At 68.4% G+C, this 26,810-nt stretch carries 25 protein-coding genes and 2 pseudogenes; 24 read left to right on the forward strand and 3 right to left on the reverse strand.

All coding sequences use genetic code 11. From position 1 onward, the window contains the following. Nucleotides 1-725: 725 nt before the first annotated feature. Together EAO72_RS31240 and EAO72_RS43445 are read right to left on the reverse strand one after the other, a co-directional pair. The gene (locus tag EAO72_RS31240) at nt 726-2,297 is read right to left on the reverse strand and encodes a trypsin-like serine protease (protein ID WP_148020437.1); all 1,572 of its coding nucleotides are present in this window, start codon (nt 2,295-2,297) and stop codon (nt 726-728) included. 116 nt (nt 2,298-2,413) lie between these two features. After that, a complete protein-coding gene (locus EAO72_RS43445) occupies nt 2,414-2,923 on the reverse strand; it encodes a hypothetical protein (RefSeq protein ID WP_261991684.1) in 510 nt (169 codons plus the stop codon). A 400-nt stretch (nt 2,924-3,323) separates the two neighbouring features. On the opposite strand from EAO72_RS43445, the gene EAO72_RS31250 reads away from it, so the two are divergent. From EAO72_RS31250 to EAO72_RS31330, 17 genes and pseudogenes are all read left to right on the forward strand, one after another. Then, nucleotides 3,324-6,932: a colicin D domain-containing protein gene (locus tag EAO72_RS31250; protein ID WP_148020438.1), complete on the forward strand. Its 3,609-nt coding sequence runs from the start codon at nt 3,324-3,326 to the stop codon at nt 6,930-6,932. Nucleotides 6,933-6,978: 46 nt separating this feature from the next. Next, nucleotides 6,979-7,215 (forward strand): hypothetical protein, encoded by a 237-nt coding sequence (locus EAO72_RS31255; RefSeq protein ID WP_148020439.1) that lies wholly within the window; start codon nt 6,979-6,981, stop codon nt 7,213-7,215. Between the two features lie 768 nt (nt 7,216-7,983). Next, nucleotides 7,984-8,415: pseudogene (locus EAO72_RS31260) on the forward strand (hypothetical protein); the annotation flags it as partial. Between the two features lie 171 nt (nt 8,416-8,586). Beyond that, on the forward strand, nt 8,587-9,297 hold the full coding sequence (gene cpaB / locus EAO72_RS31265) for a Flp pilus assembly protein CpaB (protein WP_148020440.1): 711 nt from the start codon (nt 8,587-8,589) through the stop codon (nt 9,295-9,297). A gap of 7 nt (nt 9,298-9,304) precedes the next feature. Next, complete coding sequence (locus EAO72_RS31270) at nt 9,305-10,576, forward strand: AAA family ATPase (RefSeq protein ID WP_148020441.1); 1,272 nt, start codon at nt 9,305-9,307, stop codon at nt 10,574-10,576. Nucleotides 10,577-10,592: 16 nt separating this feature from the next. Further along, nucleotides 10,593-11,015: a TadE family protein gene (locus EAO72_RS31275; protein WP_148020442.1), complete on the forward strand. Its 423-nt coding sequence runs from the start codon at nt 10,593-10,595 to the stop codon at nt 11,013-11,015. Between the two features lie 3 nt (nt 11,016-11,018). Further along, a complete protein-coding gene (locus tag EAO72_RS31280; protein ID WP_148020443.1) occupies nt 11,019-11,399 on the forward strand; it encodes a TadE/TadG family type IV pilus assembly protein in 381 nt (126 codons plus the stop codon). 66 nt (nt 11,400-11,465) lie between these two features. Beyond that, nucleotides 11,466-12,803 carry a CpaF family protein gene (locus EAO72_RS31285; protein ID WP_148020444.1) on the forward strand — a complete coding sequence of 446 codons (1,338 nt, stop codon included), beginning with the start codon at nt 11,466-11,468 and terminating at the stop codon, nt 12,801-12,803. A 10-nt stretch (nt 12,804-12,813) separates the two neighbouring features. Then, entirely contained in the window at nt 12,814-13,752 is a 939-nt protein-coding gene (locus EAO72_RS31290; RefSeq protein WP_148020445.1) for a type II secretion system F family protein, read from the forward strand. A 14-nt stretch (nt 13,753-13,766) separates the two neighbouring features. Further along, the gene (locus EAO72_RS31295; RefSeq protein WP_148020446.1) at nt 13,767-14,648 is read left to right on the forward strand and encodes a DUF5936 domain-containing protein; all 882 of its coding nucleotides are present in this window, start codon (nt 13,767-13,769) and stop codon (nt 14,646-14,648) included. A 54-nt stretch (nt 14,649-14,702) separates the two neighbouring features. Beyond that, on the forward strand, nt 14,703-16,019 hold the full coding sequence (locus EAO72_RS31300) for a sensor histidine kinase (RefSeq protein ID WP_148020447.1): 1,317 nt from the start codon (nt 14,703-14,705) through the stop codon (nt 16,017-16,019). Between the two features lie 46 nt (nt 16,020-16,065). Beyond that, a complete protein-coding gene (locus EAO72_RS31305) occupies nt 16,066-17,163 on the forward strand; it encodes a response regulator transcription factor (RefSeq protein ID WP_148020448.1) in 1,098 nt (365 codons plus the stop codon). A gap of 252 nt (nt 17,164-17,415) precedes the next feature. Further along, nucleotides 17,416-17,646: a hypothetical protein gene (locus EAO72_RS31310; RefSeq protein ID WP_148020449.1), complete on the forward strand. Its 231-nt coding sequence runs from the start codon at nt 17,416-17,418 to the stop codon at nt 17,644-17,646. Further along, nucleotides 17,646-18,314 carry a pilus assembly protein TadG-related protein gene (locus tag EAO72_RS31315; protein ID WP_148020450.1) on the forward strand — a complete coding sequence of 223 codons (669 nt, stop codon included), beginning with the start codon at nt 17,646-17,648 and terminating at the stop codon, nt 18,312-18,314. Before EAO72_RS31310 ends, EAO72_RS31315 begins: the two co-directional genes overlap by 1 nt. Before the next feature lie 31 nt (nt 18,315-18,345). Further along, a complete protein-coding gene (locus EAO72_RS31320) occupies nt 18,346-18,948 on the forward strand; it encodes a hypothetical protein (protein ID WP_148020451.1) in 603 nt (200 codons plus the stop codon). Between the two features lie 8 nt (nt 18,949-18,956). Then, nucleotides 18,957-19,607 carry an OmpA family protein gene (locus tag EAO72_RS31325; RefSeq protein ID WP_148022149.1) on the forward strand — a complete coding sequence of 217 codons (651 nt, stop codon included), beginning with the start codon at nt 18,957-18,959 and terminating at the stop codon, nt 19,605-19,607. Between the two features lie 723 nt (nt 19,608-20,330). Continuing rightward, nucleotides 20,331-20,935, forward strand: a pseudogene (locus tag EAO72_RS31330) (DinB family protein). A gap of 176 nt (nt 20,936-21,111) precedes the next feature. On the opposite strand, the gene EAO72_RS31335 reads toward EAO72_RS31330, so the two are convergent. Next, nucleotides 21,112-21,546 carry a nuclear transport factor 2 family protein gene (locus EAO72_RS31335; RefSeq protein ID WP_148020452.1) on the reverse strand — a complete coding sequence of 145 codons (435 nt, stop codon included), beginning with the start codon at nt 21,544-21,546 and terminating at the stop codon, nt 21,112-21,114. Nucleotides 21,547-21,629: 83 nt separating this feature from the next. On the opposite strand from EAO72_RS31335, the gene EAO72_RS31340 reads away from it, so the two are divergent. The 7 genes from EAO72_RS31340 (at nt 21,630) to EAO72_RS31375 (ending at nt 26,727) form a co-directional block, all read left to right on the forward strand. After that, nucleotides 21,630-22,010 (forward strand): winged helix-turn-helix transcriptional regulator, encoded by a 381-nt coding sequence (locus tag EAO72_RS31340; protein WP_148020453.1) that lies wholly within the window; start codon nt 21,630-21,632, stop codon nt 22,008-22,010. 110 nt (nt 22,011-22,120) lie between these two features. After that, complete coding sequence (locus tag EAO72_RS31345) at nt 22,121-22,612, forward strand: DUF2975 domain-containing protein (protein WP_148020454.1); 492 nt, start codon at nt 22,121-22,123, stop codon at nt 22,610-22,612. Continuing rightward, complete coding sequence (locus EAO72_RS31350; protein WP_148020455.1) at nt 22,612-22,833, forward strand: helix-turn-helix domain-containing protein; 222 nt, start codon at nt 22,612-22,614, stop codon at nt 22,831-22,833. Before EAO72_RS31345 ends, EAO72_RS31350 begins: the two co-directional genes overlap by 1 nt. Nucleotides 22,834-22,953: 120 nt before the next feature. Continuing rightward, on the forward strand, nt 22,954-23,298 hold the full coding sequence (locus EAO72_RS31355) for a hypothetical protein (protein ID WP_148020456.1): 345 nt from the start codon (nt 22,954-22,956) through the stop codon (nt 23,296-23,298). A gap of 652 nt (nt 23,299-23,950) precedes the next feature. Next, nucleotides 23,951-24,670: a hypothetical protein gene (locus EAO72_RS31360; protein ID WP_148020457.1), complete on the forward strand. Its 720-nt coding sequence runs from the start codon at nt 23,951-23,953 to the stop codon at nt 24,668-24,670. 31 nt (nt 24,671-24,701) lie between these two features. Beyond that, nucleotides 24,702-25,817 (forward strand): hypothetical protein, encoded by a 1,116-nt coding sequence (locus EAO72_RS31370; RefSeq protein WP_410090550.1) that lies wholly within the window; start codon nt 24,702-24,704, stop codon nt 25,815-25,817. A gap of 112 nt (nt 25,818-25,929) precedes the next feature. Beyond that, nucleotides 25,930-26,727, forward strand: coding sequence for a hypothetical protein (locus EAO72_RS31375; RefSeq protein WP_148020459.1), 798 nt, complete (start codon nt 25,930-25,932; stop codon nt 26,725-26,727). Nucleotides 26,728-26,810: the final 83 nt, after the last annotated feature.

Consider the following 26,810-nt stretch of genomic DNA (forward strand, 5'->3'; position numbering starts at 1 on the left):
TGCCGGGGGTGCGGCACGGGGAGTGCTGGGGTGTGGAATCGAGGAACGGTGGCCACCGCTGGGCGACAAAACTGGTCCAGACCAATCGAGTTGTCAAGACCTCTGGCAGGGGCCGGTGGCGAAGAGTGCTGGGGAGAACGCCCCGAAGACCGTCCCGAAGACTGCTGTGAAGCCCGGTTGGGCGAGGGGTGAGGGGAGCTGCGTATCGCGGTTCGTTCGCTCACGCGAAGGGTCGATCCACCGGCGCGGGCGCGCGATCCGGGCGTGGGGGCCTGTGTGGGCGGTGCCGCGCCCGGATGCGGCGGTCGACGCGCATCCGAGGGCCGGAACGTTGCCCGATGCGGATGAGGGGGCAGGCACGTGAGCGAGTGCGGTCGACGGCGATACGGTCAGCGGATCGCGAACCGAAACGGCCGGAGCGATCCGCCGACGCCCGCGCAGGCGGCTCAGGACCGAGGCGTTCGGCCGCCTCGCCGGGCGATGCGAGTCAGTGGATAGCGCGCCGGCTTGATAGCGGGAAGGTCCTGGATGGCGCGTTCGCCTGATCGCCGGCGTGAGCGCACAGTCGCCGAGTCACCCAGGACCGCTCTTGTCTGGTCCGACGTCACCGTACGGCCCGGACGGCGACCGTTCCGCCCGGACGGACGGTGCCCGAGGCGGCCGTACCGCCCGGACCGACTGTCGCCGGTCCGGGCGGTACGCGGATCATCTGTGGGGTCGAGGGCTCAGGACCCCGCGGGCCACAGAGTGGTGCCGAGGGCGAGGGCGCCGGTGCCGTCTCCCCGATACAGGCTGAAGTTGTTCTTGGGGAACATGACCGGACCCGTCAGGTACCAGTAGGCGGCCAGGTCGCCCTTGCCGTCACCGTTGAAGTCGCCACCGGCTATGGCTTCCATGCCACTCCAGCTGTTGTCGTGCCACATCTGCCGGGCCGCAGCGAAGGAACCGCTCGCGTTGCCGACGTACAGGTCGAGCCTTCCGGTGGCATTGACCGCCGCGATGTCGTCCCGGCCGTCGGCGTTGAAGTCCGCGGTGGCGAAGTGTGTCTTGCCACCCCACGTGCTGTCGTGCCACATGTTTCGCTTTGTACCGGTGAGAGCGCCGCTGGGACCGGTGGTGTAGGCGTACAGCGAGCCGTCTTCCCAGACGGAGATCAGACCGTCGCGCCCGGAGGCGTCGGCCTTGTAGCGGGCGATGTGCCGCACGGTCTTCCAGCTGGTGTCCTTCCACATCGGGATTCGGGTACCGAGGTAGCCATTCGCGGAGCCGGGGTAGAGATAGAACTGACCGTCGCTCGACATCGCGGCCACATCGCCACGGCCGTCACCGTTGAAGTCTCCCCCGATGATCCTGGAGAAGGTGTTCCAGGTCCCGTCCTTCCACAGGGGCCGGCCGTATTCGAGAGTCCCGCCGGGTCCGGTGTAGAACGCGTGCAGGGTGCCGTTGGTCAGCACTACGGCGACATCGGTGCGGCCGTCACCGTTGAAGTCGGCGGAGGTGACGGCCTTGGTGGTCAAGTGGCTCACGTTGGTCAGGCGGGTCTGCCTTATCCAGGAGTCGACGTTGTCGACGCGGGTGTCTACGGCACCGTCACGGGTTTCGTCGGAGTTGTAGCAGCCGGCCCCCCAGGACCGGGAGTGAATGCCCACCAGCTCCGGTGTGCCGTCCGCCTTCATGCGGAAGGTGGGGCCACCGGCGTCGCCCTTGCAGATGCCCGCGGTCTCCGGTGCCGTGCCGCTCAAGGAGAGGGTGGTCTCGTCGACGGCTGTGACGGTCGGCGTGGCGGTGTGAGCGGCGTCCGTCACCCATTGCGTTTTCGTACGTCCGTAGCCGGTGACCCGGATGTCCTCACCAGCCGTCACAGGGGTGGAGGCGACCGCGATCGGGGCGACCTGAAACGCGGGGTCGATGTCGAAGGGAAACACCGAGTCCAGGCGGACCATGACCAGGTCACGGTCCGGGTGGGGAACGAGTTTGTCGGCCGTGACCGTGGTGGGCAGGGTCGGCGGCCCACCCGCAGTGACCGTTACTCCGTCCGGCACGTATCCGGAGGGAATCTGGCCGGTCCCGTCGGCGAAACAGCTGGCGGCCGTCAGGACCCACACCGGGTCCACCAGCGCTCCCGAGCAGCTGCGCTCGCCGTTCGCGATGTCGAGCTTGACGGTGAAGGCGTAGTCACCCGTCTTGACCGTGTCGCCACTGATCGCGACCGCGGGGGCGGAGGAGAGCAGGCAGGCGGCCACAGAGGTCGCGAGCAGGCCGATCGTCCACGAGGTACGCGGATTTCTTTTGGGCACGATTTTCCTTGACTGATTCAGAAGGCGAGGGGCCGCGCAGGACAGATGTGCGCGCCGGTGCGGCAAGCGGGCAGTCGGGAGCGCGGCGTTCCCGGGATCGCTAGGTGCGTTCGGGGTCAGCCGGTGACGCGGATCTCGACGAGCACGGACTGGGCGCCGCCGACGGTGCCCTCACCGACGGACTCGAAGCCGCCTTCGGGCAGGTCGATCGTGGCCGTCTGGCCATTGGCGGTGAGGTCGGCGCTTATGGGGTGATCCGCAGCTTCCAGAGCGAACACCCGTGGAAGCGAGAGCGTGATGAAGCCCGTCGCGGCCGTGGCCCGGAAACAGTAGGTGCCGGCGCGGCCCACCGTGTCGTCCTTGACGGTCAGGACTCTGATCTGCTCGGCCGCCGGGTCGCAATCGGCCAGCAGGACATGCCCGTCGCCCTTCTTCAGTTCGATGCCCTTGGTCGCGAGGATCTTCGCGGCGCCGGGGTACGAGAAGTCCTCCACGGCTGACGGCGGTGTTTCCGCGGTGGCTTGTTGAACGGGCTCACCGGCGGCAGATGCCAGGGGTATTGCGGCCCCCGCCACGATTATCCCCACGGCCGTGGCAATCAGTGTTCTACGGGCGCGATGAGCCACAGAGAGTCCTTCCGGGCATGGCGCCTGCGCATCCGGAGGCCCCCCGCCAAGATGTGATGATCAGGAAAAGATGTCGCTGGATATTAAGCGGCACCCACAAACCCGTCAAGGGCAGTCTGAAATTGGCCGGTTGGCCCGCCATATCCCCTATACGTCGTAGGCTTCCCGCCAGTTCGGCTTGATTCAGTCACGGGAAGCAGCGTTTGTTGGGAGAACAAAAGCCGCCCATCCGATTTTTTCTCAAGAAAAGTCTGTGTGGAGTAAATGCAACCAGCTTGAAAAAGGAGGCAGTTATGATCCGCGCGCCAGGATTCGCAGCGGTTGAATACGAGTTGACGTGGAGACAGAACGCGTGAGAATGAAACGACGATTGCATGGGCCGGGTGGCGCAAGGAGATCAGTGCGCGCGATACGCGCACTGATCACCACCCTGTTGCCGCTCGCTCTGGTTGTCGGCCTGCTCGGGTCCGCACCGGCGGCAGCCGAAGACGTTCCGCCCGAGATCGTCCCGGGCACCATGCTGGTGGTCCCGACCGACCGGGGCATGGTCGTGGAGCTCTGGAAGTCGGGCGGGCCCGGTGTCAAGGCCGCAGCCGAGGCCGCGCTGACGGGGACCGACGCCGATGTGCAGGCGTTCCTGGCCGCTTCCTCGGACCTGGCCTTCCAGGACAACCGGGTCGTGACGGCCCAGCTTGCCGGCGTCGGCGGTACCGAGCTCCTGGCGGCCGCCCGCGCGGCGCTCGCCGGGACGCCCGAGGATCTGGACGACTTCCTGCTGTACGGCTGGCAGTCTCCGCTGGAGCAGGACCAGCGGGTGCTCGTGGCGCAGGTCATGAGCGTGGGTGGCCCCGGTGTCCAGGAGGCGGGGCGGGCCGCGCTGAACGGCACGGCCGAGGATGTGAAGGAATTCCTGGACGCCGGTCAGTACAGCCAGCGTGAGCAGGACAACCGGGTCCAGCTGGTGCAGGTCATCAGCGTGGGCGGGCCGGCCGTGCAAGCGGCCGGGCGGCTGGCGCTGGGAGGGACCGCGCAGGACATCGCGGAGTTCCTGGAAGTGGGCCAGTTCGTGGCACGCTCCCGGGATCAGGAGCATGCCACGGTAGCCCAGTTGGCAGCGCAGGCGCAGGAGGCCGGGCGCCAGGCAGCCAGTGAGACGGCGGCGGCCAAGGAGGCGTCGGCGCAGGCGGTCGAGGCGGCCAAGCTGGCGAAGGAAGCGGCTCAGCTGGCTGCTGCGGAGGCGGAGGCGGCCAAGGGCGACACGGAGAAGGCCGCGCAGGCCGCCGGGCGTGCGTCCAAGGCCGCGTCCCAGGCCGCGGCCGCTGCACAGAAGGCCATCAACGCGGCCAATGCAGCGAGCAATTCGGCGCGGATCGCGGCGAGTGCGGCGTCGCAGGCGGCGGCAGCCGCCGCCGGTGCGGCACAGGCAGCGGCGAAGGCGCGCGGGGCGGCGGCGGACGCGGCTGTGGACGCCGGCAACGCGGCGGCGGCGCGTAAAGCGGCGGAGAACGCGCGTGGTGCCGCCAAGGGCGCGAACCTGGCGGCTGACGCGGCCGATCAGGCGATGCTGGCAGCCACGGCGGCCGGGGACGCGGCGGCTTCGGCCACAGGTGCCGGCGCGAACGCCAACCTCGCCGCGGACGCCGCGGTGGAGGCGAGCGGGTACGCCGGTCAGAGCAGCGCGCAGGCTGCGCAAGCGCGAGCCGCGGCCGCGGCCGCACGTCGGCATGCCGCGGAGGCGAACCGCGCCGCGGCCGCCGCGGAGGCGCTGGCCCGCAAGGCGGCGACGGCCGCCGGGGAGGCCCGTGACGCGGCCAGGTCAGCGGCGACGCACGCGAACAACGCGGCGGAGGCCGCCGATGACGCCGCGGACCATGCGGGCGAGGCCGCCACGGCGGCGACGAAGTCGACCGCACACGCGAACGCGGCAACCGCGGCGGCGAACGTGGCGTYCGCCATGGCAGCCAAGGCCGAAAGTGTGTACACGCTGGCTCGTGAGGTCGAGGCGGAGGAACTGCTGGGCCGCACCAACGCGGGTATAGAGCGGGCCAAGGACGCCAGGGCCGAGGAAGAGGCACGTCGGGCCGAGCAGACCCGTGCGGACCAGGAGAGCAGGGACCGTGACGCCGAGGCCCAGCGCCTGGCCACCGCGGCCGCCCAGCCCGGGGCCGACCTCGCGGCCATTGCCGCCGAAGGTCGCGAACTGGCCGTGCTGACGATGCCGAGGGGCACCCCTTGGGGTCGGGCCGCCGCCGAGTCCGCGCTCACCGGCACGGACGCGGTGGTCATCGAGTACCTGCGCAACGGATGGCGGCTGGCCGCGGAGCAGGACGACCGCGCCCATGCGGAGCGGCTTGCCGAGGACAGCGCCATCAAGGCGGTACGGGACGCTGCGGAGGTGGCCCTGGACGGAGGGCCCGCCGAAGTCACGGCGTTTTTGACGCACGGTCAGTACGAGGCGGGTGAGGAGGACTTCCGGGTCGCCGTCGCCCAGGCCGTCTCCGCGGGCGGGCCAGAGGTCCAGCGGACGGGACGGGCCGCGCTGTCGGCCGGGACCGTCGCCGCGTACCGCACGTTCCTGACGAGCACGCTGGACACTGCGCGCGGGCAGGACGAGCGGGTACGTGCCGCGCAGCTGGTCAGCAGTGGTGGTCCCGAGGTGAGGTCCGCGGCGCGGGTCGCGCTGGAGGGCTCGACGCAGATGCTGCACACGTTCATCGAGTCGGGCCAGTACATGGCCCAGCGCAAGGACCTCCTCGCCGCGACCCACCTCGCGCTGGTGCAGGAACTGATCTCGGAGGCGTCGAAGGTCGCCGCGCTCGCGCAGAAGGACGCGGCCACTGCGCAGAAGGTCGCAGCCCTCGCCCGCAAGGCCGCCGAGGAGGCGGAAAAGTACCGCAAGCAGGCCCAGGACTCGGCCGACGACGCCGAGGAGTACGCCGCCCAGGCGGAGCAGCACGCCAAGGACGCCGAGGCATCGGCAGCCGCCGCGGCCGCGTCCGCGAAGACGGCCCGCACTGCGGCGGACAGGGCCGACCGTGACGCGGACAACGCGGCCGCGTCCGCCGCTACCGCCACCGTCTCCGCCGAGAACGCCCAGGCATCCGCCGCCCAGGCATGGTTCGACTCCGATCAGGCCCGCGCCTCGGCCATCGCGGCCGGCAAGGACTCCGCGGCGGCTCTCGAAGCGGCGACTCAGGCATTCACCATCTCCGTGCAGAAGCGCAAGGAGGAGGAGGAAGCCCGGCGCAAGGAGCTGCTTGACGCGAAGGAAGCCGCGGAGAACGATCCGGGGGCGCAGGCTCGCAAGCAGTACCGCTGCGGCGTCCTGGACCCCACCTGCGAGATGACCGACAACCCCGTCCGGTGGTGCGTGCAGAACGAACTTCTGTGCCAGATCATCTCCGTGGGCCCCGCCTTCAACGACGCCATGCAGCAACTGTGGGAGGTCAGCGCCACACTCACGGGGCTCACTCAGCTCGAGAACTGCGCCATGAAGAAGGACCTCTGGGCCTGTGCGGAGCTCACGACGGACGTCATCGTCCAGTCCAAGCTGAAACTGCTGACCCGGTCGTACGAGGCGCTGCGCAACCTCAAGCGTGGCTGCAAGACCGTCGACAGGGCGAGCTTCGGCCTGCTCCGGGTCCTCGACCTGCCACCGCCCGCTTCGGCCGGGTGCGGCACCTTCTGGATGGATGAGGACAGGGCCGCGCACCATTACATGTCGCTCAACAATCAGGGTGTCAAGCACGCCGAGGACTTCGGGGTGCACGGCAACTACAATCGGGCGAACGGGGAGAAGTTCATCAAGGCGATCGAAAGACTGGTGACGAATCCGGGCACCCGCAGGATCGAGGGAACGTACCGGGGCAAGCCCGCCACCCACTTCGTCGACGAAACCGGCCTGCATGCCTCCTTCGCCCGGAACGGTCCGGACGTGGGCAAGTATCTCGGTGGCTGGCGATCGGACGGCGACCAGCTCCTGTACTTGCTGCGGGACGGGAAACTGTGAGGGCGGCGAATCGCTGTAAGGGTGACCTGCAACGGGAAGGTGCTGCATGAGGATCGAGTTGTCGCAGGACCAGGCGCTGGTCCTCTCCGACTGGATGGACCGGGTTCTGCACACGCGGGAATTCGCGGCTCAAGTGGACGACCGGGCGGTATGGTCCGCTTTGTTCACCATCAGCGGAACCCTTGAGACGTCGCTGCCGGCCATCTTCGCCGTCGACTACGGCGAGCAGTTGGAGGCGGCGCGTGAACGGCTGCTCCCTCAATTGGGTGATTTCGGAAAGTAGCCCGGCGCACTGAGCGTGCCGGGGCGAGCGGCCACCGACCTTCCGTCGGTGGCCGCTGCGTTTGCCGGCCCGGGTCCCTTCGGTGTCCTTGGCGGGGTGTTGTGTGATCTCTGCCTGGCGAGGGCGAGGGCGAGGGCGAGGGCCAGGGCGAGGGCGAGAGGGAGTGGCAGGGCAATGATCGGAATTCCGAACCCTGAACCCTGATCGCCGCCGGGCACCGGACCTGAGTCGTCCGCGAGTGGGACCGCACGCCCGAGAGGGCGACATCCCCTGCGCCTGAGTGGGTCCGGGGGCCCTAATCCGGGCCCAGAGTTCACTCTGGGCCCGTCCGGGGCGCCGAAGGTGATCGCAGGAATGAGCTCCCGCGCCGCTGACCTGCACCGAAGTGAGAAAGGATCATGAATTGTCTGGGCACCCATGACTTAGCCGCTTAATGGTACGCAATTTAACTACCAGTCACTTGAGGTGATTTGTCAGGCGAACGCCCTGTCCGGACTTCGTGAGCCCTGCCTCACTGGGTCCCCAAAGGTGTTCTCTGCCTCCCCGGACGTGGATAAAGTGCTGAGGCAGGAGCGCCCGGGTAAGGAGCACCTGGCAGGAGCGATTGCGGCCGGCGGTACGCGGCGGCCGGAGCCGAACGGGGAACAGCGTGCCGACAGCAATAGCAGTGACCAGTGCTGACCTCGTGCTGCCTCCGACCGACCAGCAGACGCCCACGGCGGTGGTCCTGAGGGCGCCCGACGAGCAGCCGCTCGACCAGGCACTGAGATGCCGGGCTCGCAGTTCGGTGTGCTGGCCCATCCGAATCCCCAGTTGATCAAGATCGGCTCGGGAGACCTCACCGGCCCCGAGTTCTCCACCCACCTGCTCGTTGCCAAGGGGCAGTTGCAGTCCGACTGGGTGGCGTCCACGATCGCTCCGGCCTGGCAGGTGCAGGCCGTGCAGGAAGTCGCCTTGCCCGCGGATTCGCCTGCTTGGTGGGGTACTCCGAAAATGATCGAATTCGCCGCCTTTCTGCCCGATATTTCACTGATTTATCAGCTGGTTTCTTCGGTTCGCAGGGAGGTCTGCACCTGGTGCGGAAATGAACTCATCGGCGACCGCTGCGGTCTCTGTTCAGCCCCGTTGAAACCACCGGAGAACCAAACGCACGGTTCCGGTGTCCTGAACCAGGGAACACCCATGCACCACGGGTCGTGAGCCACCGCGACGGCGGTGTGCCGCAGCTGCACCCACAGCACGGCGATCCGCGCACGGCACCGGCCCGCTTCCGCACGGGCGGACGCCGCAGCGTGACCCGCGTCGGCCCGACCCCGTTCAGCCCCTCAGTCCGCTCATCGGCCCACGTCTCCCAACGAGGTTGCTCCGCTCATGAACTCACGGCAACGCCGCGGCGTCATCCTTCTTCTTCTCTCGATCCTCTGTGCCTTCGGTGCGTTCGCCGGTGTGCTCTCGGTGATCAGTGATGTGAACTCGAAGGTCGGGCCGGAGGTGACTGCCTACCAGGTCAAAAAGGAAATACTTCCCTACCGGCCGCTGGACCCGGGGCAGTTCGAGAAGGTCTCGATGCCGAAGCGCTGGCTGTCCAAGAACGCCGTCACCGACCTCTCGGTGCTGGACGGCAAGATCGCCGTCACCAAGCTCCGCGCGGGCTCGCTGCTCCAGGAGGACATGCTCGTCAAGCGCCCGGCGCTGGAGAGCGGGCAGCAGGAGATCGCCATCATGATCGACGCCGCGACCGGCGTCGCCGGCAAGATCCGGCCGGGCAACCTGGTCAACATCTACGCGACCTTCGGCGGCCAGAACGACAAGGAACAGCCCACCTCGCGCGTCATCGTCCCCAACGCCAAGGTCATCGACGTCGGCCAGCTGACCTCCCTGGAGCCCGGGAACGAGGACCGCAGCGGCCCGACCGAGGCCGTGCCGATCACCTTCGCCCTGGACACCACCGACGCGCAGCGCGTCGCCTACGCCGAGTCCTTCGCCGAGCACGTCCGACTGGCCCTTCTGCCGAACGACAGCCCGACCACCCTGCGTCCGGGCGAGGGCAGCTACAACCTCGACGAAGACAAGAACAAGTGAGGACCGGATGAGCACACGAATCCTCCCGGCTGTCGGCGATGCCGACGCCGCCCGATCCATCACCACACTGCTCAGCCAGCTCCCCGACGCGGAGCCGGCCGGGCCCCTGGGTGACTCCACCGCGCTGCTCGACACCCTGGCCCGGCTCGCCGCCGAGTCCCTGGACGAGCTGCCCGAGGTCGTGCTGGTGCACGAGCGGATCGGTCCGGTTCCAGCCCTTGAGCTGATCCGGGAGGTGGCCCTGCGCTTTCCGGCGGTCGGGGTCGTGCTCGTCACCGCCGACGCGAGCCCCGGGCTCTACTCGGCAGCCATGGACTCCGGCGCCCGCGGCCTGGTCGGCCTGCCCCTCTCGTACGAGGAGCTGGCCCAGCGCGTCCAGGCCGCCGCCGGCTGGTCCGTCGGAGTCCGCCGCCACCTGGGAGCGGGCGCCGAGGTCTTCACGGGCCCCGGCGGCACGGTCGTCACCGTCAGCGGTGCGAAGGGCGGCGTCGGCGCCACCGTCACCGCCGTACAACTGGCCCTGGCGGCCCAGGCCTCCGGCCACACGGTCGCCCTGGTCGACATGGACCTGCAGTCCGGCGACATCGCCTCGTTCCTGGACGTACAGTTCCGCCGCTCCATCGTCGACCTGGCCGCGATCAGCGACATCTCGCCCCGCGTGCTGTCCGACGCCGTGTTCAGCCACGGCAGCGGGCTCGCCCTGCTGCTGGCACCCGGCGAGGGCGAACGGGGCGAGGAGGTCAGCGACCGGTCCGCCCGGCAGATCGTCAGCGCACTGCGTTCGCGGTACGAGATCGTGGTCATCGACTGCGGCAGCCAGATGAACGGCGCCAACGCGGCGGCCATCGAGATGGCCGACATCGCCCTGCTGGTCACGACGCCGGATGTGGTCGCGGTACGCGGCGCGAAGCGCATCGTACGGATGTGGGACCGCCTCCAGATCCGCAAGGCGGAGGAGACGACGACCCTCGTCAACCGCTACAGCCGCAACACGGAGATCCAGCCCCCGCTGATCCAGAAGATCACGGGGACCCGGATCGCGGGAACGGCGATTCCCGCCAACTTCAAGGAACTCCAGGGCGCGGTCGACGCCGGCCGCATGCACGAACTCGACTCGAAGAGCGTCGTCAAGCAGGCGCTCTGGGCTCTGGCGGGCGAGCTCGGGCTGGTGAAGGTTCCCGCCGGGGCGGAAGGCAGTGGCAAGTACAAGAACGACCGGGGTTCGATCGGGCGCTCGCGCAGGCGGGGCGATTCCGCGGGCCGTGGCAAATCCGACTGAGGGGGCAGGTTGATCCATGGTGACCACCGAGAGGGCGGAAACCCGGATAGGCAGGAGGCGTGAGCGGAGGCGTGACCGCGACCGCGGACAGACCGCGATCGAGTTCGTCGGGGTCACGCCACTGATCATCCTGATGCTCATCGCGCTCTGGCAGTGCGCGCTGTTCGGCTACACGTTCATCCTGGCCGGGAATGCGGCAGATGTGGCGGCACGGGCGGGGAACGGGTCGCAGCACAACCCGAAAGGTGCCTGTGAGCAGGCTGGGCGGAAGGACCTGCCGAGCGCGTGGCAGGGCAAGGCGCACATTGGCTGCCCCATCGGGTACGAGCCCGGCCTGTACAAGGTGAGGGTCGACCTCACCGTGCCCGTCCTGGTGCCCGGAGTACTCGACTGGGGGCCGAAGGTGCACGGCGACGCCGCCTCGGCCAAGGAGGGCTGACCAATGACCGCAAGCAAGCGCAAGCCACCGCGCGACCGCGGCCAGGTCGCGTTCGAGTACATGGGGTTCGTCCCGCTTCTGTTGCTGGTCGGCCTCTGCGCCATCCAGCTGGGCATCGCCGCGTACGCGGTCAACCAGGCGGGTACCGGCGCCCGGGCGGCGGCGCGTACGGCCAGCCACGACTTTCCGGAGATTCCGCCGGTGGTGGCAGGTCACCGGGCCATGAGCGACTGGATCTCCAAGAACGGCAACGCGGTGGTCCATCCCGCCCCGTCCGGAGCCGACACCGTGAAGTACACCGCCGAGGTCAAGATCCCCTCGATCATCCCGTGGGTCAACGACTTCGGCACCGCCACCCGCAGCTCCACCATGCCCAAGGAATGACGCGGAGCAGCCGCCGCCCCACCCACACCGCACCACACCGGCCAGCCGGATCGAGGAGTCAGCGAAATGAGCCTGCGGGCACGCATCACCGCCCCCGAGGAGCAAGCCGGGGGGCGGGAGGACGGCCACTTGGTCGCCTCCTACCGGGCCAAGCTGCTTGAGGAGATCGACCTCGCGGAGATGTCCTCGCTGGCCGCCGCCGACCGGCGGGCCCGCCTGGAGCGCGTACTCGGCCACATCATCAGCCGCGAAGGCCCGGTCCTCTCGACCGCCGAACGGACGCAGCTGATCCGCCGGGTCGTCGACGAGGCCCTCGGCCTGGGCATCCTGGAACCGCTGCTGGAAGACGCGTCCATCACCGAAATCATGGTGAACGGGCCGGATCAGATCTTCGTCGAGCGCAGCGGCAAGGTCGAACAGCTCCCGATGCGCTTCGGCTCGCACGAACAGCTGATGCAGACCATCGAGCGCATCGTCTCGACCGTCAACCGGCGCGTGGACGAATCGAACCCGATGGTGGACGCCCGCCTCCCCAGCGGCGAGCGTGTCAATGTGATCATCCCGCCGCTCGCGCTGACCGGTGCCACGCTCACGATCCGACGGTTCCCGAGGGCCTTCACCCTCCAGGAGATGATCAACTTCGGCTCGCTCGACGAGCAGATGCTGATCCTGCTGTCCGGCCTCGTCCAGGCGAAGCTCAACATCATCGTCTCCGGCGCCACCGGCACCGGCAAGACGACCCTGCTCAACGCGCTCTCCGGGCTGATCCCCAACAACGAGCGCATCATCACCATCGAGGACTCCGCCGAGCTCCAGCTCCAGCAGAGCCACGTCATCCGACTGGAGTCCCGCCCGGCGAACGTCGAGGGCAAGGGCCAGATCAGCATCCGTGACCTGGTCCGCAACTCCCTGCGTATGCGTCCCGACCGCATCGTCGTCGGTGAGGTACGTGGCGGCGAGTCGCTCGACATGCTCCAGGCGATGTCCACCGGTCACGACGGTTCCCTCGCCACCGTCCACGCCAACAACGCCGAGGACGCGCTGATGCGTCTTCAGACGCTGGCCTCCATGTCCGAGATCAAGATCCCCTTCGAGGCCCTGCACGACCAGATCAACAGCGCCGTCGACGTGATCGTCCAGCTCACCCGGCACGCGGACGGTGGCCGAAAGATCACCGAGATCGCGATCCTCGACTCGCACGGCCGCGACAACTACCGCATCGTCAGCGTCGCCCGCTTCATTCCCCAGCCGATGGCCGCCGACGGGCGGATCTACGGCCAGTTCCAGTACCTTCCGCTCCCGCGCAAGATCGCCGAACGCCTTTACATGGCCAGCCAGCCCATTCCCCAGGCCTTCGGCGTCGCCTCGTCCGACGAACAGCTCGCCACCCGAGAGGCCAAGTAGGTACCGCGCCATGACCAATCTCCCCCTCCTCACGATCGGCGTCACGCTCGTCTGCGGCGTGCTCGGCGTCATGGGTCTGCACGCGTACGCCGGCGGCAAGGCCGACCGCGACGCTCTCGTCGACCGCCTCTCGCACACCGGTCAGATACAGGCCGTAGGACGCCACCGCCGCTTCCAGGGCGTTGACCGCAGGCTGCGTAAGACCGGGCTGGGCCGCAGGATCGAGCTGAAACTGGCCGCAACGGGCCTGGAGATCACGCCGGGCGAGTTCTTCGTCTACGCGCTGATCGCCATGGCGGGCCTCTGGATGGCCGCTTCGTCGATCCTGGCCTCCTTCTTCGGCCCGGTCGCCGCGCTCGTCGGGCTCTGGGGCACCAACGCCTTCCTGAACTACCAGCGGACCAAGCGCACCGAGCGCTTCATCAACCAGCTTCCCGAGCTCTCCCGCATCCTCGCCAACGCCACCCAGGCCGGACTCGCGCTGCGTACCGCGCTCTCCATGGCGGCGGACGAGCTGGAGGACCCCGCCGGCGAGGAGCTCGCCCGGGTCGCCCGCCGCCTCAGCGTCGGTGAATCGCTCGAAGACGCCATGAGCGAGCTGACCGAGCGGCTGCCGTCCCGCGAACTCGTCGTCCTGGTCACGACCCTCGTTCTCTCCAACCGGGCCGGCGGTACGGTCGTCAGCTCCCTGCGCAACCTCACCGAGACGCTGGAGGAGCGCAAGGAGACCCGTCGTGAGGTCAAGACGCAGCTGTCGCAGGTCACCGTCACGGCCTACGCCGTCCCGGGCTTCGGCATCGGCGCCATGCTCCTGATGAACGCCGTGATGCCGGGCGCTCTCGACCGTATGACCGGTGCGTTCATCGGCCAGGTCGCGGTCATCGTCTCGCTGGTCCTGTACGCGATCGGATTCATCGTGATCCGCCGCCTGTCCCGTATCGACGTCTGAGGGGAGGAGCGGACATGGACTTGTTGCTCGCACTCGTTGTAGGTCTTGCCGTGTACGGAGCGATCGCCGGCATCCGGATGTACCGAGCCGACGCCAAGCTGCCCGGAGACCTGGCCGTCGCCCTGGAGGTCGGTTCCACGCGCACCAGCGCGGTCGGCTCCGGCATCGACCGGATGGGCATGCGGTGGGCCCCCGCGGTGCTCAGGATGATGGGCCCCAAGGCCGTCAACAAGAAGCGCCACCAGATCGACATGGCCGGTAACCCCGGCGGCCTCACCATCGACCGGTACGCCGCCCGGCGTGCGGTGTATGGCGCCCTCGGCGGGTTCGGCGCGCTGTCGATGCTCATGCGCGGCCAGGTCTTCGTGGCCATCCTGCTCCTCGCGTTCGGCGCCTTCTGGGTGGAGGTCGGCATCTGGTCGGCCGTCCGCGTCCGCAAGGAACACATCGAACGGACACTCCCCGACTTCCTCGACGTCCTCGCGGTCGTCGTCTCGGCGGGTCTCGGGTTCCGTCAGGCGCTGGAGCGCGTCGCCGAGAAGTACGAGGGCCCCTGGGCCGACGAACTCCGCATCACCCTCCGCCAGATGGACATGGGTGTCAGCAGGCGGCAGGCCTTCGAGGAGCTGCGGAAACGCAATGACTCGGAGCAGGTCGCCATGTTCGTGACCACACTCCAGCAGGGCGAGGAACTGGGTGCGCCGATCGTCGAGACGCTGATCCAGATCGCCAACGACATGCGGCGTACCGATGCACAGAACGCACGGCGGAAGGCGGCCAAGGCCGTCCCGAAGGCGACCTTCGCGGTGACCTCGTTCCTGCTTCCCGGAACCCTGGTGATGCTGACGGTCGGGTTCGTCTACGGGGCGAACGTCGACTTCTCGTTCGTCAAGTGATGACCCGCAAGAAGAAGGTGACGAAAATGGCGAGCATGAGGAGGTGACAGGCGCATGGCATTTCAACTGAGCGACTCCCAACCGGGTTTGACGAGTGAGGTGCGCCAGGCGCTCGCGAACCCGGGCGCGCAGCCGGCTTTTGCGATCCAGCTCAACGCGCTCCAGGCCATGTGCCGGCAGGTCTTCGGATTCCGTCTGGCCATGACAGCCATAGCGACGCCGTTCGCGATCGACCGCACGGCACCTGGTCTGGCCACGTGGCTGATCGGCGCGGCGATCCTCGTCACCTTCATGGGCTCCTACGTCCTCTTCCGGGACTGGGAGCGCTTCGGCCCGCTCTTCCTGCGCCACCCTTGGCTGCTCGGTGTCGACGCCTTCTTCGGCGCCCTGCTGCTCATCACTGCCACGCCCGAGTCCACCCTGGCGTACGTCACGGTCTGTACGCCGCTGCTGGCCGGGCTCGTCTACGGATGGCGGGGCTCAGCGGTCTTCGCCGCCCTTCAGACGTTGATCATCTTCGGCGTCTACGGTACCGACGCGAAACTGGACGCCAGCGAGGCCACCGCACTGCTTCTTCCCGGATTCTGCGTCATCGCCGGCGCCGTCGGCGTCACCTTGCGCAATCTGCTGCTCCGCTTCGGCACGGCGAGCCAGGCCCTTACCGAGACACGTGCGCGACTGGCCGTGAGTGAAGCCATCGAGGGCGAACGCACGCGCCTGGCACGGGAAATGCACGATTCTGTCGCCAAGACCCTGCACGGTCTGGCCATGGCCGCTGACGGCCTGGCCTCCTCCTCCGACCGGATGGACCCACTGACCGTCAAACACCAGGCGGAGCTCGTCGCCCGATCCGCCCGCCGCGCGGCGGCGGAGTCGCGCGAGTTGCTGTCGGACCTGCGGCGCGAGTCGGGACTCGACGGCGGAATCGACGTCGTGACAGAACTGCAAGCACGCGCCGACGACTTCACCCGACGCCACGGCCTCACCGCGACCTTCCGGCTGCTTAACGACATCCCGGTGCCGCCCGTGCCTCAGGTGGTCGCCCGGCAACTGCTCACCATCGCTTCCGAGGCGATGGAGAACGCCAACCGCCACGCCCACCCCACCTACCTTGTCGTACTCGCCGGAGTGAAGGGCGACGTGCTGAGGATCAGCGTGTACGACGACGGGCGCGGCCTGCCCCCCGGCGTCACGCTCGACGACCTCAGACGCGCCGGACACTTCGGACTCGTCGGCATGGTCGAACGCGCCGCGTCCATCGGCGCCCGCATCCGCATCGGCAAGGGCAAGGCGGTCACCGGCACGGAAGTCCGCCTTGAGCTGCCCATGGCCGCCTTGTCCCAAGCGCCATCCGCTACACCGCTCGACTGACCCGCTCCCCACCCGTCCCCACAGATAGATGAGAGGAGGTCGCAGAATGTCGGACGACGTCTCCCGTGCCTCGGGCCAGAACTGGGCCGCACAGCCCCACGCCTCCCAGCACACGTCCTCGCATGGCACACCGGTCACTTCCGAATCCAGCTCCCCCGGGTTTCCCGTTCCTCAGCAGACCGCGGCATCCGGAACCATGCCCGCCTTCCCTCCTGCCCCCGGCCTTCCCGCGCCAGGACCGATGAGAGTCGTTGTTGCCGACGACAACCCCGTGGTCCGGGCCGGGCTCGGCGCCCTGCTCTCCGGCCGGAACGACATCGAGGTCGTGGCCGAAGCCGCGGACGGCCGCCAGGCTTACGACATGGCCGTCCAGCACCGCCCTGATGTCGTGCTGCTCGACGTCCGCATGCCCGGCGTGGATGGCATCTCCGCGCTTCCGCACCTGGTGCAGATCGCGCCGGTGATGATGTTGACCTACAGCCGCGAGAGCCAGATCGTCCACGAGGCACTGCGGCTGGGCGCGGGCGGGTACCTGGTGCACGGTGAGTTCACCGCCGACCAGTTGGTGCAGGCCGTACGCGACACGCAGAGCGGCCGGGCCCACTTCACCGCTACGGCGGCCAACGCCCTCCTGGCCCACATGAGGCAGGGCCCCGGACCGCAGGGCTCGGTTCTGCCGGAGGGCCTGGGAACGGCGCTGACCTCGGGCGTTCCGTATCAGCAGCCCAGCTATGACGGTCGCCTGCCGGGGTCGCCGCATCAAAGCGATGCGTATGCACATGTGCAGACGCCGCTGCCGAACCCGCGGCAGGCCTCACCTGGGGCGCGACCGGCTGCACCCGCGCAGGGTCTTTCGCATCTGCAACCTGGTATGGCACAGTCTTCCGTAACTGGGGGGCCTGGTGGGCCTCCTGCCAGGCAGCAGTACGGGCTGAGTTCACGGGAGGTGGAGGTCATGGACCTGATCGCGTCCGGCATGAGTAATCAGCAGATCGCCGCCACCTGCTTCATCAGCGAGAAGACGGTCAAGAACCACATCAACCGCATCTTCACCAAACTTCACAGCGGCAGCCGCAGCGAGGCGATCGCCCGCTGGCTCGGCACGGCATCGCCTGCCGGACCTGCTGCACGGGGGGACAGGTAGTCATGGCCTATCGGGGGATAGAGCGAGGCAACGAGAGTTCGGGCTTTGGGGCCCAGTCCTGGGCGCCCAGGGCCCAACTGCTGGATTGGGCCCGGGAATGGGCCCTGGGACCCTCTGATGGTCACGGTGTTCCGCCGTATGTTTCTCGTATCGCAAACGGCACCGGCCAGGAGGAAGCCGGTAACGGGAGCGAGAACAGAGGAACTTGCGAGTCGGCCGGCAGTCGGTCGGCCGAATCTGGAGGGGAACATCATGTCGAACATCACCCTGAAGACCGCCGTCCGCGTCAACGGCTGGGCCAACACCGCCGTCTCCAAGATCCAGAAGCGCTACGCGGCCACGGACCGCGGCCAGACGGCCTTCGAGTACCTCGGCATCATCCTGGTGGTCGTCGCGATCATCGGTGGCATGGTGGCCTCGGGCATCGGCAGTGCGATCTCGACTCGCATCAGCGACCTGGTCGACACCATCACCGCTGGCTAATGACTGAGCACAGTCGCCGCGACGCAGGGCAGGCCTTCCCCATCTACATTGTGATGGTGGCGGGCCTGCTCTTCCTCGCGTTCGCGTTCTTTGCTGTTGGTCAGGCCTCTGCCACGCGCAATGGCGCTCAGGGCGCCGCAGACGCTGCCGCGCTTGCCGCCGCCCAGGAAGCCCGTGACGGTTTGGGAGTGCAGCTCCTTCCCGTACTTCGGGAGCCAAACGGCCTGAATGAGTTCCTGGCGACGCACGAGTACTTCCAGGCGGGCCGTGGGAAGGCGACTCAGCTGGCCTTTGACAACCGCTCGGATCTCATCGACTTCGGTTGGCGGACAGGCTATTGGCAGGACAAGGTCACAGCCCGGATCAAGACCCACTACACAGTGGGTGAATCGGTCATTCCTGGCACAGAGAAGACACATGCCACGGCGACGGCAACTGCCGTGATCAAGTTCCGGTGCAGCACGAAGGTCCAAGGCCTCCCGGATCCAGCCGACGACGAGGACGAAGGGGATGGCGGGAACGACGGGGACGACAAGAGCGGGACACCCGATCTGCCCATCCTTACCCTCGATTGCGACGGAGTGGAAGTTCCGCTCGACTTGGGGGACCACGATCTCGCGGCCGGCCTGGGCAAGTTGCTCTTTGACGTGCAATTGATCGACGACTGACAGCGAACGACGACTAAAGGAACCTGAACCCATGAGCATTCGGCGCACCACGAAGTCCCGAAGGGTAGCGGCCGCTGCCTCGATGGTGGCTGCCTTGGCCTTTGTCGTCACCGGTTGCGGTGGCGACGGCGGAGGGAAGGAGGGCGATGCCGGGTCGTCGTCTTCCGCGAAGCCTTCCGAGGAAGGCAAGGGCCCGAGTGATGACACGGCCGCCGGGGACAAGGTGGACCCGAACGTCAAGCTTGCTGAAGTCAAGGGACAGAACGGGGTGTTGCTCGTCGTCAATGAGGTGAAGCGTGACTCCGGCGGCTTCGTCACAGTTCAGGGTGAGATCAAGAACGAGGGCGACCTGTCGGTCAACCCTGCTGCGTGGGCGGGTAATGAGAGCGTCATCGTGAGGAAGAACCTCAACTCTGTGGGTGGCGCCACTCTGGTGGACAAGGCGGGGAAGAAGCGCTACTACATCCTCCGTGACACGGACGGCAGGTGCCTCTGCACCACCGGGATCCGACCGCTTGCGCCCGGGAAGTCGCTTCCTGTCTTCATGCAGTTCCCCGCACCTCCCGACACGACAACCGAAGTCGACCTCTCACTGCCCACTTTTGCTACGACTTCGCTGAAGATCTCTGGGTGACGGCCGACATGAAATCAGTGTGCACACAGCGCAGGCAAGGCCATGCGGCTGGACGAGTCCTTGCAGTGGCAGTGCTCTTGACGGGCGCGACGGTTTTCGGTGCCTCCTCCGCTCTAGCCGATGACGGTCCCAGCGTTCCTCCGGGCACCGAAGCGTCCTCCGAGCCGCCCGTCAAGTTGGACAGCAGCGACCCCGACCTCAAGATGCCCGAAGGCGGCACCCTCGCCCCGGGCAGGGTTCTCGACATCATCCAGGTCGTCGAGGACGAGGGGGGTGATGAGAGGCGGGAGGAGACCAACTCGGACATTAAGTTCGCTCTCCAGGCCGAGGTTCTCTTCGGCAAGGACAGCGCCAAGCTGAGCTCTGCCGCCAACTCCCGTATCGCCGCAATCGGTGCCGAGATCAAGAAGCAGAACGCCACCAAGGTGCGCGTCTTCGGCTTCACCGACAACCTCGGCTCCTCTGCACACGGTGACGTCCTTTCCAAGCAGCGCGCCGACGCGGTGCAGTCGGTGCTGGTGAAGTCCACGGGTTCGAGTGTCACCTTCGAAATCCGCGGCTACGGCGAGCAGTACCCGATCGCCAGCAACGCTACGGAAGAGGGCCGCAAGAAGAACCGCCGCGTGGAGGTCTCCTTCCCGCGTGGCGACTCCTCCTGAGTTACCCGCACCGCAGCAGGACAGAGCCCGGCGTCGCGAGAGATCGCGGTGCCGGGCTCTTGTCGTCACAGCAGGTGTTCGGACTGGCCGTGCGGGCGACGACTTTGGGGGTGCCAGCCAGATCCGCATCGTTCCGTGTGTCCGAATCAACCGGCTCAGCAACTCTTGGAGGGGACACCGGGATTCCCTCGAAGATGTCGAGCTTGGCGCTTGGTTCGCCCGGTACTTCTTCCTCGCCGATCAAAGTCGTGTTCGAGGAGGCCGAAAAGGGGGATGGCACTCCACTCGATCGTCTGGAGGAACTGCGGGTGGATGTCAACAACTAGGAGGGGAAACGACCCATCGAAGGATCCTCCGGGACGTGCTGGATGAGCTGATCGACTGGCACACTCCCGCCCCCGGCTGAGGCGGCGACGAGGCGGGACTAGTGCTCGGCGAAGACTTCGGCGTGACGTCGCGAAGGGTGCCGGGGGAACCTGATTGGGCACCCGGAGGCGCAATACCCCGGCGGGTATCCATCGGGAAGGTCTCTGCTTCCTCGTGGTCAGGCCCCCGGTTGAGATTTGCTGTCTCGGCGGCCCCGACCGCCATCCCGGCAGAGAGGCCCCGCACGCGTCGCCGACCCCGCCTGGCGCCGCCCTTACGCGCCCGGCGCCACGAGGTGCATGGCGTTGCCGGGCGGGATCTTGAGGCCACGAACGGTCCATGGCAGGCTCATGCCGCATGATTGATGAATTCGCCAAGGACAACCTGCACGGGAGACTGCGGCGGGACCGCGAGGCGCTGCTCTGGAAACTCGACGGCTTGTCCGAATACGACGTCCGCCGGCCTCTGACAGCGACCGGGACCAACCTCCTCGGCCTGGTCAAGCACGTCGCCACCATCGAGGCCAGGTACTTCGGCGAGGTCTTCGACCGCCCTTCCCCGGAACCGCTGTGCCGGTGGCAGGACTCCGACGGCAGCGATCAGTGGGCGGCCGGGGACGAGACCCGCGATCAGATCATCGGCTTCTACCGGCGAACGTGGGAACACTCGGACGCGACGATCAGCGAACTTCCCTGGACGCAGCGGGCCACGTGCCGTGGTGGTCCGAGCCCCGTCCCAACACGAACCTCTTCGCCGTCATGACCCATGTCCTCAGCGAGACCGTCCGGCATGCCGGACACGCCGACATCCTGCGCGAGGGGCTCGACGGAAGGACCGGGTTGCGCGCCGAGCACGAGAGGCAGATCGACGAGGAAGCCCGTGCAGCCCACCGCGCGAAGATCGAGCTGGCCGCCAGGGCGGCCGCCGGTTCGGCCGCACCAGTCATGGCTCAGGACTCCTGACGGCATGACCTGCCCCCAGCGGGCCGGCCCGGCCCGGCCCGGGCCCGGTCGGCTGGGCATGGGGCATGGGTTCCACGTCAGGTCCACGTCCATGTCCATGCCTTGGGCGCTTGGTGCGATCGCGTACTCCTCGATGCCCCGTCTTCCACAACCCGTCACTCGTTCACGGACCGACGTCAGGACATGACCACGGCGGGGTTTCCCTCGCTCCAGATGTTGGTGATCCTGCGGTGGGTGAAACGCCAGCCGTCCGTGGTGCGGCGCAGCCGGTCGTCGTAGCGGCCCCCGCCGAGGAACGTCTCGCCGTCCGGCACGCCATGGCGGACATGCTGGGCCTGGTAGTAGCACGTGTGCTCTGCCTCGTCGCCGTGCACCGCGGCGACATGGTTGCCGTTCAGGTGGTGGGTGGCGTCGAGGCGCTCCAGGCTGGTCCTGATCCTGGCGACGATCGCATCAGGTCCGCAGAGCCGTTCTGCCGAATTGCTGTACTCCCAGCAGGCGTCGCCCGTGAACAGCGCGCCCAGCGTCGCCCAGTCCCTGGAGTCCAGCGCCGTCGCGTACGCGACGACGACATCCACGATCGCAGCGCGGTCGGTGAGTTCCTGGAGCATCGAGCCGCCTTCCGGTGTGGTGCACGATTTGATACCGAGTACACGATCGGTAACTGTCGGCCCCGGCGGAAGAAGGCACTTTCATGTCCCAGAGGCACATCGATGTGTCAGTCCTGGCCAGCGAGGCGTGCCCGGTCTCGGAGGTCCTCGATCACGTCTCCGGGAAGTGGAGCATCGGCATCCTGGTAGCCGCTGCGCGGGGCCCGGTTCGGTTCACGGAGCTGGAACGTTCGATCAGAGGAATCAGCAGGCGCATGCTCACGCTCAATCTGCGGAAGCTGGAGCGGGACGGCTTGCTCGTACGCACCGTCCATCCGGTCGTTCCGCCCAAGGTCGAGTACACGCTGACGGAAATGGCCCAAGAACTCCACAAGTCGCTGCTGGAGCTCACCGACTGGGCCAAGCGCCACGGCGGCGCGGTCGCCGCCGCCCAGGCCGCCTACGACCGCGAGCACAACGGCTGACGGCACTACCCGGAAACTGGCCCGGCCGGCGGCCCGGCCGCAGCGTCCGCTCTTGCTCGATCTATCGACTTTCGATAGATTCCCATCGTAAATCGATGGAAGGGTGGGTCATGGGCAAGCTGACAGTGGCTGCGTTGCGCGTCGTGCTCGTGGTGGTGCTGGCCGGCACCGTGTTCGTACAGGCCGGGATGGTGTGGGTGCTGGTCAGTGGCAATGACCCGGAGGACGGTTCGCTCCCGCTGACTACGTTGCGGGTATGTACGATCCTGGGCATGGTCGCGGTTCAGGCCGCCCTGGTCTGCGTATGGCGGCTGGTGACGATGGTGCGCCGCGGGACCGTGTTCTCCCGCACCGCCTTCCGGTACGTGGACGTCATGATCGGCGCGATCGTGGCGGCTGCCCTCGTGTGGTTCACGGTCACGGCCGTCAACGCGCCGGGCCAGCGGGACGATCCGGGTGTCACCGTCATCATGGGCGGCGTCGGTGTGGCCGTCCTGGGGGTCGCGCTCATCGTGCACGTGCTGCGCATGCTGCTGGCCCAGGCCCTCGCGCGCGACGTCGAAGCGTCGCAGATGCAGGCCGAGTTGGACGAGGTGATCTGATGCCGATCACGGTCGACATCGACGTGATGCTGGCACGGCGCAAGATGTCCGTGGGTGAGCTCGCGGACCGTGTGGGAATCACGCCGGCCAACCTGGCGGTACTCAAGAACGGCCGCGCCAAGGCGGTCCGCTTCGCGACCCTCGCCGCGCTCTGCGAGGTGCTCGAATGCCAGCCGGGGGACCTGCTGCGCTGGGAGGCCGAGGACGCCGCGGGCGGATGACGGGCCCCGGAGAGGGCGTGAACGCGGCCGGCCCTGTCTGCCCGGTGACACGGCACGTGGACCGCTTCAACCCCGTCGCTCGGGCAGCCCGCTGTCAGTGGTGACCGTCACCCTGGAGCCATGACGCACACGGACCTCGACCCCGGCGCTGTCTGGCGCCTCCACCATGGTGATCAGGAGCTCGCCCGGCTGAACGTGACCGGCGCAGACATGCCATGGATGCACGCCGACATCGAAGAATTACCGGGCTTCGCGGAGTTCCGCCCCGTCTTCATGGAGCAGGAACAGGCTGCTGACGCGGAGGACTGGGAACGGCTGGAGGACTGCTTCGAGCGGATCCGCGCGGCGCTGACCATGACGTTCCCCGACGACACCCCGGTCGCCGAGTTCTGGCTACGCATTCACGGCGACGGCACCGCCGGCTGGCGCTGGTACGGCGAACCGTTCGACGAGGCGAATCCATGACCCGGTCGAGGCGTTGACCCCCTGCCGGGTGCTGCCGCCTGTGTTTCGGGGTGGAGGCCGGCATCGGGGTGGAGGCCGGCATCGCGGAGGAGGAGGCGGGCGACCGTCTCGGCAGGGATCCGGAGTCGGGGTCGAGGAACGGGAGCAGGGTGCCGACGGCGCACTCCGCGCACCCGCCGGGCGGCCAGGGCGGACAGGGCGGAGTCCGCGCCCGGGCGGTGAGGAGGCTGCCTCCCGGCGCGAGGGCGGCCAACTCCTGTGCTGCGGCCTGCCGCGTGCGTGGAGCCACGATTTCCCATCCGGCGTGGAGGCGGGAGGGCCTGTGGACAGGCCCTTCGGCAACCAGGCGGAGTGTCCCGCACGTCAGTCCTTACGTGGGCGAAGGTCGCCACCCGCAACCAGCCTTCATGTACGGGCACTTGGGGAGTTGTCCGTGGTCGCGGGGCCGACGGCGGCCGAGCGGTAGCCTGTCGAACGCAAGTTTGATGGGCCTCCTGGGTGAACGGGCCGAACAGCAGCGATGAACCGATGAGTTGGGGGACTTCTCGTGTCTGGCTTCAGTGGTATCGCGTTCTCAGGTGGAGCAGGCGGAATCGGTGGAGTGATAGCCGCCGGCCCGGGACGGCAGCCGCTTCCGCGGGCCCTCTGGGCGGTGCTGCTGCTGACCCGGGCGCTCTTCGTGCTCGCTGTCGTCGGCGGCATCGGCATCCTGACCGTGGCGTCCTCGGTCAACGCGGTCGACGGCCGGCTGTTCGGGCTGCTGTTGTACGCGGCTCTGCCGAGCGTCGTCGGGTTCGTGCTCTCGCTGTACGTACGGACCGGAGGCATCGGGGTCCGGCGCGGTCTCCTGGCCGTGTACCTCTGGTTCGTGCTCGGCGCGCTCGCGACGCTCGGCGAGGACGGCGGCGGGCGCGGGGTCACCCAGCTGGTGATCCCGGTCGCCGTCATCGTGGCGCTGTTCCGGGCGAGCTCGCGCGACTGGTTCGAACTTCCCCTGGAACAAAGGTTGTCGCCCCGCCCCTTCAGCGTCTCGCGGATGATCAAGTGGCGCCGGGACGGCGGGCAGACGGCCATGGAATATCTGGGCCTCGTCCTGGTGGTGGTGGCCCTCATCGGCGGGCTGGTGGCGACCGGCATCGGCGCTGGGATCACCGGGGGCATCCAGAGCGCCATCTGCTCGCTGACCGGTAGCGCCTGCCCCGCACCCGGCACCGAGGTGGTGGCCGGTGACGACGGGGGCGCCGACGGGGGCGGCGACGGCGGAACGGGTGGTTCGACCGGGATCACCAGCTGGGTGACCCCGCGCCCGCCGCCGTCCTCGCCGGAGGGAAGAAGGCCAGGTCGGAGTGGATTCCGCCGTCCGGGAGCGTGACCGTGTACCCGTAGCCGTTCTCCGCGACCCGCTGGTACCAGACGGAGTCCCAGCGCTCGGAGAGCAGGTGCGGGTCCGGATCGTCGGGCTCGTCGTCTTCTGGGCCGCCGCGTCGGCCGCGGGCAAGGACGCGCCGCACCTGCTCTCCGAGCGCTGGGACTCCGTCTGGTACCAGCGGGTCGCGGAGAACGGCTACGGGTACACGGTCACGCTCCCGGACGGCGGAATCCACTCCGACCTGGCCTTCTTCCCTCTGCTGCCCGCCCTGGAGCGCGGTCTCGCGGAGGTCACCCCGCTCGGCCTCGCGGGCGCCGGACTGCTGGTCGCCTGGTCGGCGGGGCTGCTCGCCGCCTGGGGGATCTTCGCTGTCGGGGCACGGCTGTACGGGCGCCGGGCCGGGGTGGTCCTGGCGACGCTGTGGGGGGTGTACCCGACGGCGTTCGTCCAGTCGATGGCGTACACCGAGACCCTGTTCACCGCGCTCGCCGCCTGGTCGCTGTACGCCGCGCTGACCCGGCGATGGATCGTGGCCGGCGGACTGTGCGCGCTCGCCGGGCTGACCCGTCCTTCCGCCGCCGCGCTCATCGCCGCCCTCGCGATCACCGCGGCCGTCACCCTCGTACGGGAGTGGCGGGCCGGTGCCACCGACGGTCTCGTGCGCCGCAACGGACGGATGCTCCTCGGGGTGGTGCTCGCGCCGCTGGGCTGGCTCGCGTACGTGGTGTTCGTCGCCGTGCGCGAAGGCAGCCCGTTCGCCTACTTCGACGTCCAGGCGCAGTGGAGCAACAGCATCGACGGCGGCGCCGCCCTCGCCTCCTTCATCCTCGGCCTGCCGCTGCCCGGCATGCTCGGGTTGTGCGCGGCGCTGGCGGCGCTCGGCTGGCTGGTGTCCCTGTGCGTGCGGCAGCGCCAGCCGCTGCCCGTACTCGTCTACGGCATCGCCGTCGTCGTCATCTCGCTGATCGGCTCGGGGTACTTCGGCTCCCGGCCCCGGCTGATGATGCCCGCCTTCCCGCTCCTGCTGCCGCCCGCCGTCGCACTGGCCCGGCTGCGTTCCACCGCCCGTACGGTGACGGTTCTCGCGGTACTCGCCGCGGCCTCGGCCGCGTACGGGGCCTGGACGCTGCTCGGTTCCGGGCCGCCGTGACCGAACGGGTTGGGCCCGTGGGCCCAAGCGTCCGGGCCACTCGGGTTGTTAGCGTGCGGAGTCCGTGCGGGAACAAGGTCGGCGGTAGCGGTTCGCCGGTGAGGAGCGGTCAGTGACCAGGGTCTTTCGTACGGCAGCCGTGGCGGCCACGACAGCGGCGCTCTGCCTGGCGGCCGCCGCCTGCGGCCCGGACGGCGAGAAGTCCGAGAAGGACGGCGGGAAGGCCGCGGGCGCGACCGCCGATCCGAGCGGGACGGCCTCCGCGAACGCGAGCGACCCTGCCGCAAGCGACTCCGCCGCCCCGGCGCCCACCTCCACCCCCACCAGCAGCGGCGAGGTCCTCGACAAGGCCGGGCTGGCCAAGGTCGCACTGACGACCGGCGAGGTGGCCGCCTACGAGGTCACGCCGATGCAGGGGGGCGAGGAGAGCGGCACGGAGCGGTCCGAGAACAAGGACTGCGAACCGCTCGTCGCCGTGATCAACGGCGCGCCCCAGCCCACCCCGGCCGCCACCGTCTTCCGTACCGTCATGGACAAGTCAGAAGAGGGCAAGGACGACCAGACCGTCGTCACGGAGATCCTCACCTCGCACCCCAAGGACGCGGCGCAGCAGCTGATGCGCGGAGTCAGGGACGCGGTCCGGGCCTGCGCGGGCGGCTTCCGTACGTCGAGCGAGGACGGCCCCTCCACGTACACCGAGGTCAAGCAGCTTCCGCTGCCGCCGGCGGGCCAGGAGAGCATCGCCTACCAGGTGACCGGGAGCATCGAGGGGGACAAGGTGCCGCTGGTCTTCCAGCTGGTGCGTACCGGCTCGACCGTCGTCACGTTCTACGTGGCCGACTTCCTCACGGCGAAGACCCCGCAGCTTCCGGCCGAACTGGTCGCGGCACAGGCGGCGAAGCTGCCCTGAGGCGGGAACGACGATGCCCTGCCGACGGCGGTCCGCCGACGGCAGGGCATTCTTTTGGTTACGCGGGGGCGGAGCCGGGTCCG

The organism is Streptomyces sp. OR43, from assembly GCF_008042275.1.
Lineage (GTDB): Bacteria > Actinomycetota > Actinomycetes > Streptomycetales > Streptomycetaceae > Streptomyces.

Bases quoted from the DNA above. Each gene is read 5' to 3' on its own strand.
- EAO72_RS31255 (WP_148020439.1), top strand. From the start codon at position 6,979: ATGAGGATCGAGTTGTCGCAGGACCAGGCGCTGGTCCTCTCCGACTGG.
- cpaB (WP_148020440.1), top strand. From the start codon at position 8,587: ATGAACTCACGGCAACGCCGCGGCGTCATCCTTCTTCTTCTCTCGATC.
- EAO72_RS31270 (WP_148020441.1), top strand. From the start codon at position 9,305: ATGAGCACACGAATCCTCCCGGCTGTCGGCGATGCCGACGCCGCCCGA.
- EAO72_RS31275 (WP_148020442.1), top strand. From the start codon at position 10,593: ATGGTGACCACCGAGAGGGCGGAAACCCGGATAGGCAGGAGGCGTGAG.
- EAO72_RS31280 (WP_148020443.1), top strand. From the start codon at position 11,019: ATGACCGCAAGCAAGCGCAAGCCACCGCGCGACCGCGGCCAGGTCGCG.
- EAO72_RS31285 (WP_148020444.1), top strand. From the start codon at position 11,466: ATGAGCCTGCGGGCACGCATCACCGCCCCCGAGGAGCAAGCCGGGGGG.
- EAO72_RS31290 (WP_148020445.1), top strand. From the start codon at position 12,814: ATGACCAATCTCCCCCTCCTCACGATCGGCGTCACGCTCGTCTGCGGC.
- EAO72_RS31295 (WP_148020446.1), top strand. From the start codon at position 13,767: ATGGACTTGTTGCTCGCACTCGTTGTAGGTCTTGCCGTGTACGGAGCG.
- EAO72_RS31300 (WP_148020447.1), top strand. From the start codon at position 14,703: ATGGCATTTCAACTGAGCGACTCCCAACCGGGTTTGACGAGTGAGGTG.
- EAO72_RS31305 (WP_148020448.1), top strand. From the start codon at position 16,066: ATGTCGGACGACGTCTCCCGTGCCTCGGGCCAGAACTGGGCCGCACAG.
- EAO72_RS31310 (WP_148020449.1), top strand. From the start codon at position 17,416: ATGTCGAACATCACCCTGAAGACCGCCGTCCGCGTCAACGGCTGGGCC.
- EAO72_RS31315 (WP_148020450.1), top strand. From the start codon at position 17,646: ATGACTGAGCACAGTCGCCGCGACGCAGGGCAGGCCTTCCCCATCTAC.
- EAO72_RS31320 (WP_148020451.1), top strand. From the start codon at position 18,346: ATGAGCATTCGGCGCACCACGAAGTCCCGAAGGGTAGCGGCCGCTGCC.
- EAO72_RS31325 (WP_148022149.1), top strand. From the start codon at position 18,957: ATGAAATCAGTGTGCACACAGCGCAGGCAAGGCCATGCGGCTGGACGA.
- EAO72_RS31335 (WP_148020452.1), bottom strand. From the start codon at position 21,546: ATGCTCCAGGAACTCACCGACCGCGCTGCGATCGTGGATGTCGTCGTC.
- EAO72_RS31340 (WP_148020453.1), top strand. From the start codon at position 21,630: ATGTCCCAGAGGCACATCGATGTGTCAGTCCTGGCCAGCGAGGCGTGC.
- EAO72_RS31345 (WP_148020454.1), top strand. From the start codon at position 22,121: ATGGGCAAGCTGACAGTGGCTGCGTTGCGCGTCGTGCTCGTGGTGGTG.
- EAO72_RS31350 (WP_148020455.1), top strand. From the start codon at position 22,612: ATGCCGATCACGGTCGACATCGACGTGATGCTGGCACGGCGCAAGATG.
- EAO72_RS31355 (WP_148020456.1), top strand. From the start codon at position 22,954: ATGACGCACACGGACCTCGACCCCGGCGCTGTCTGGCGCCTCCACCAT.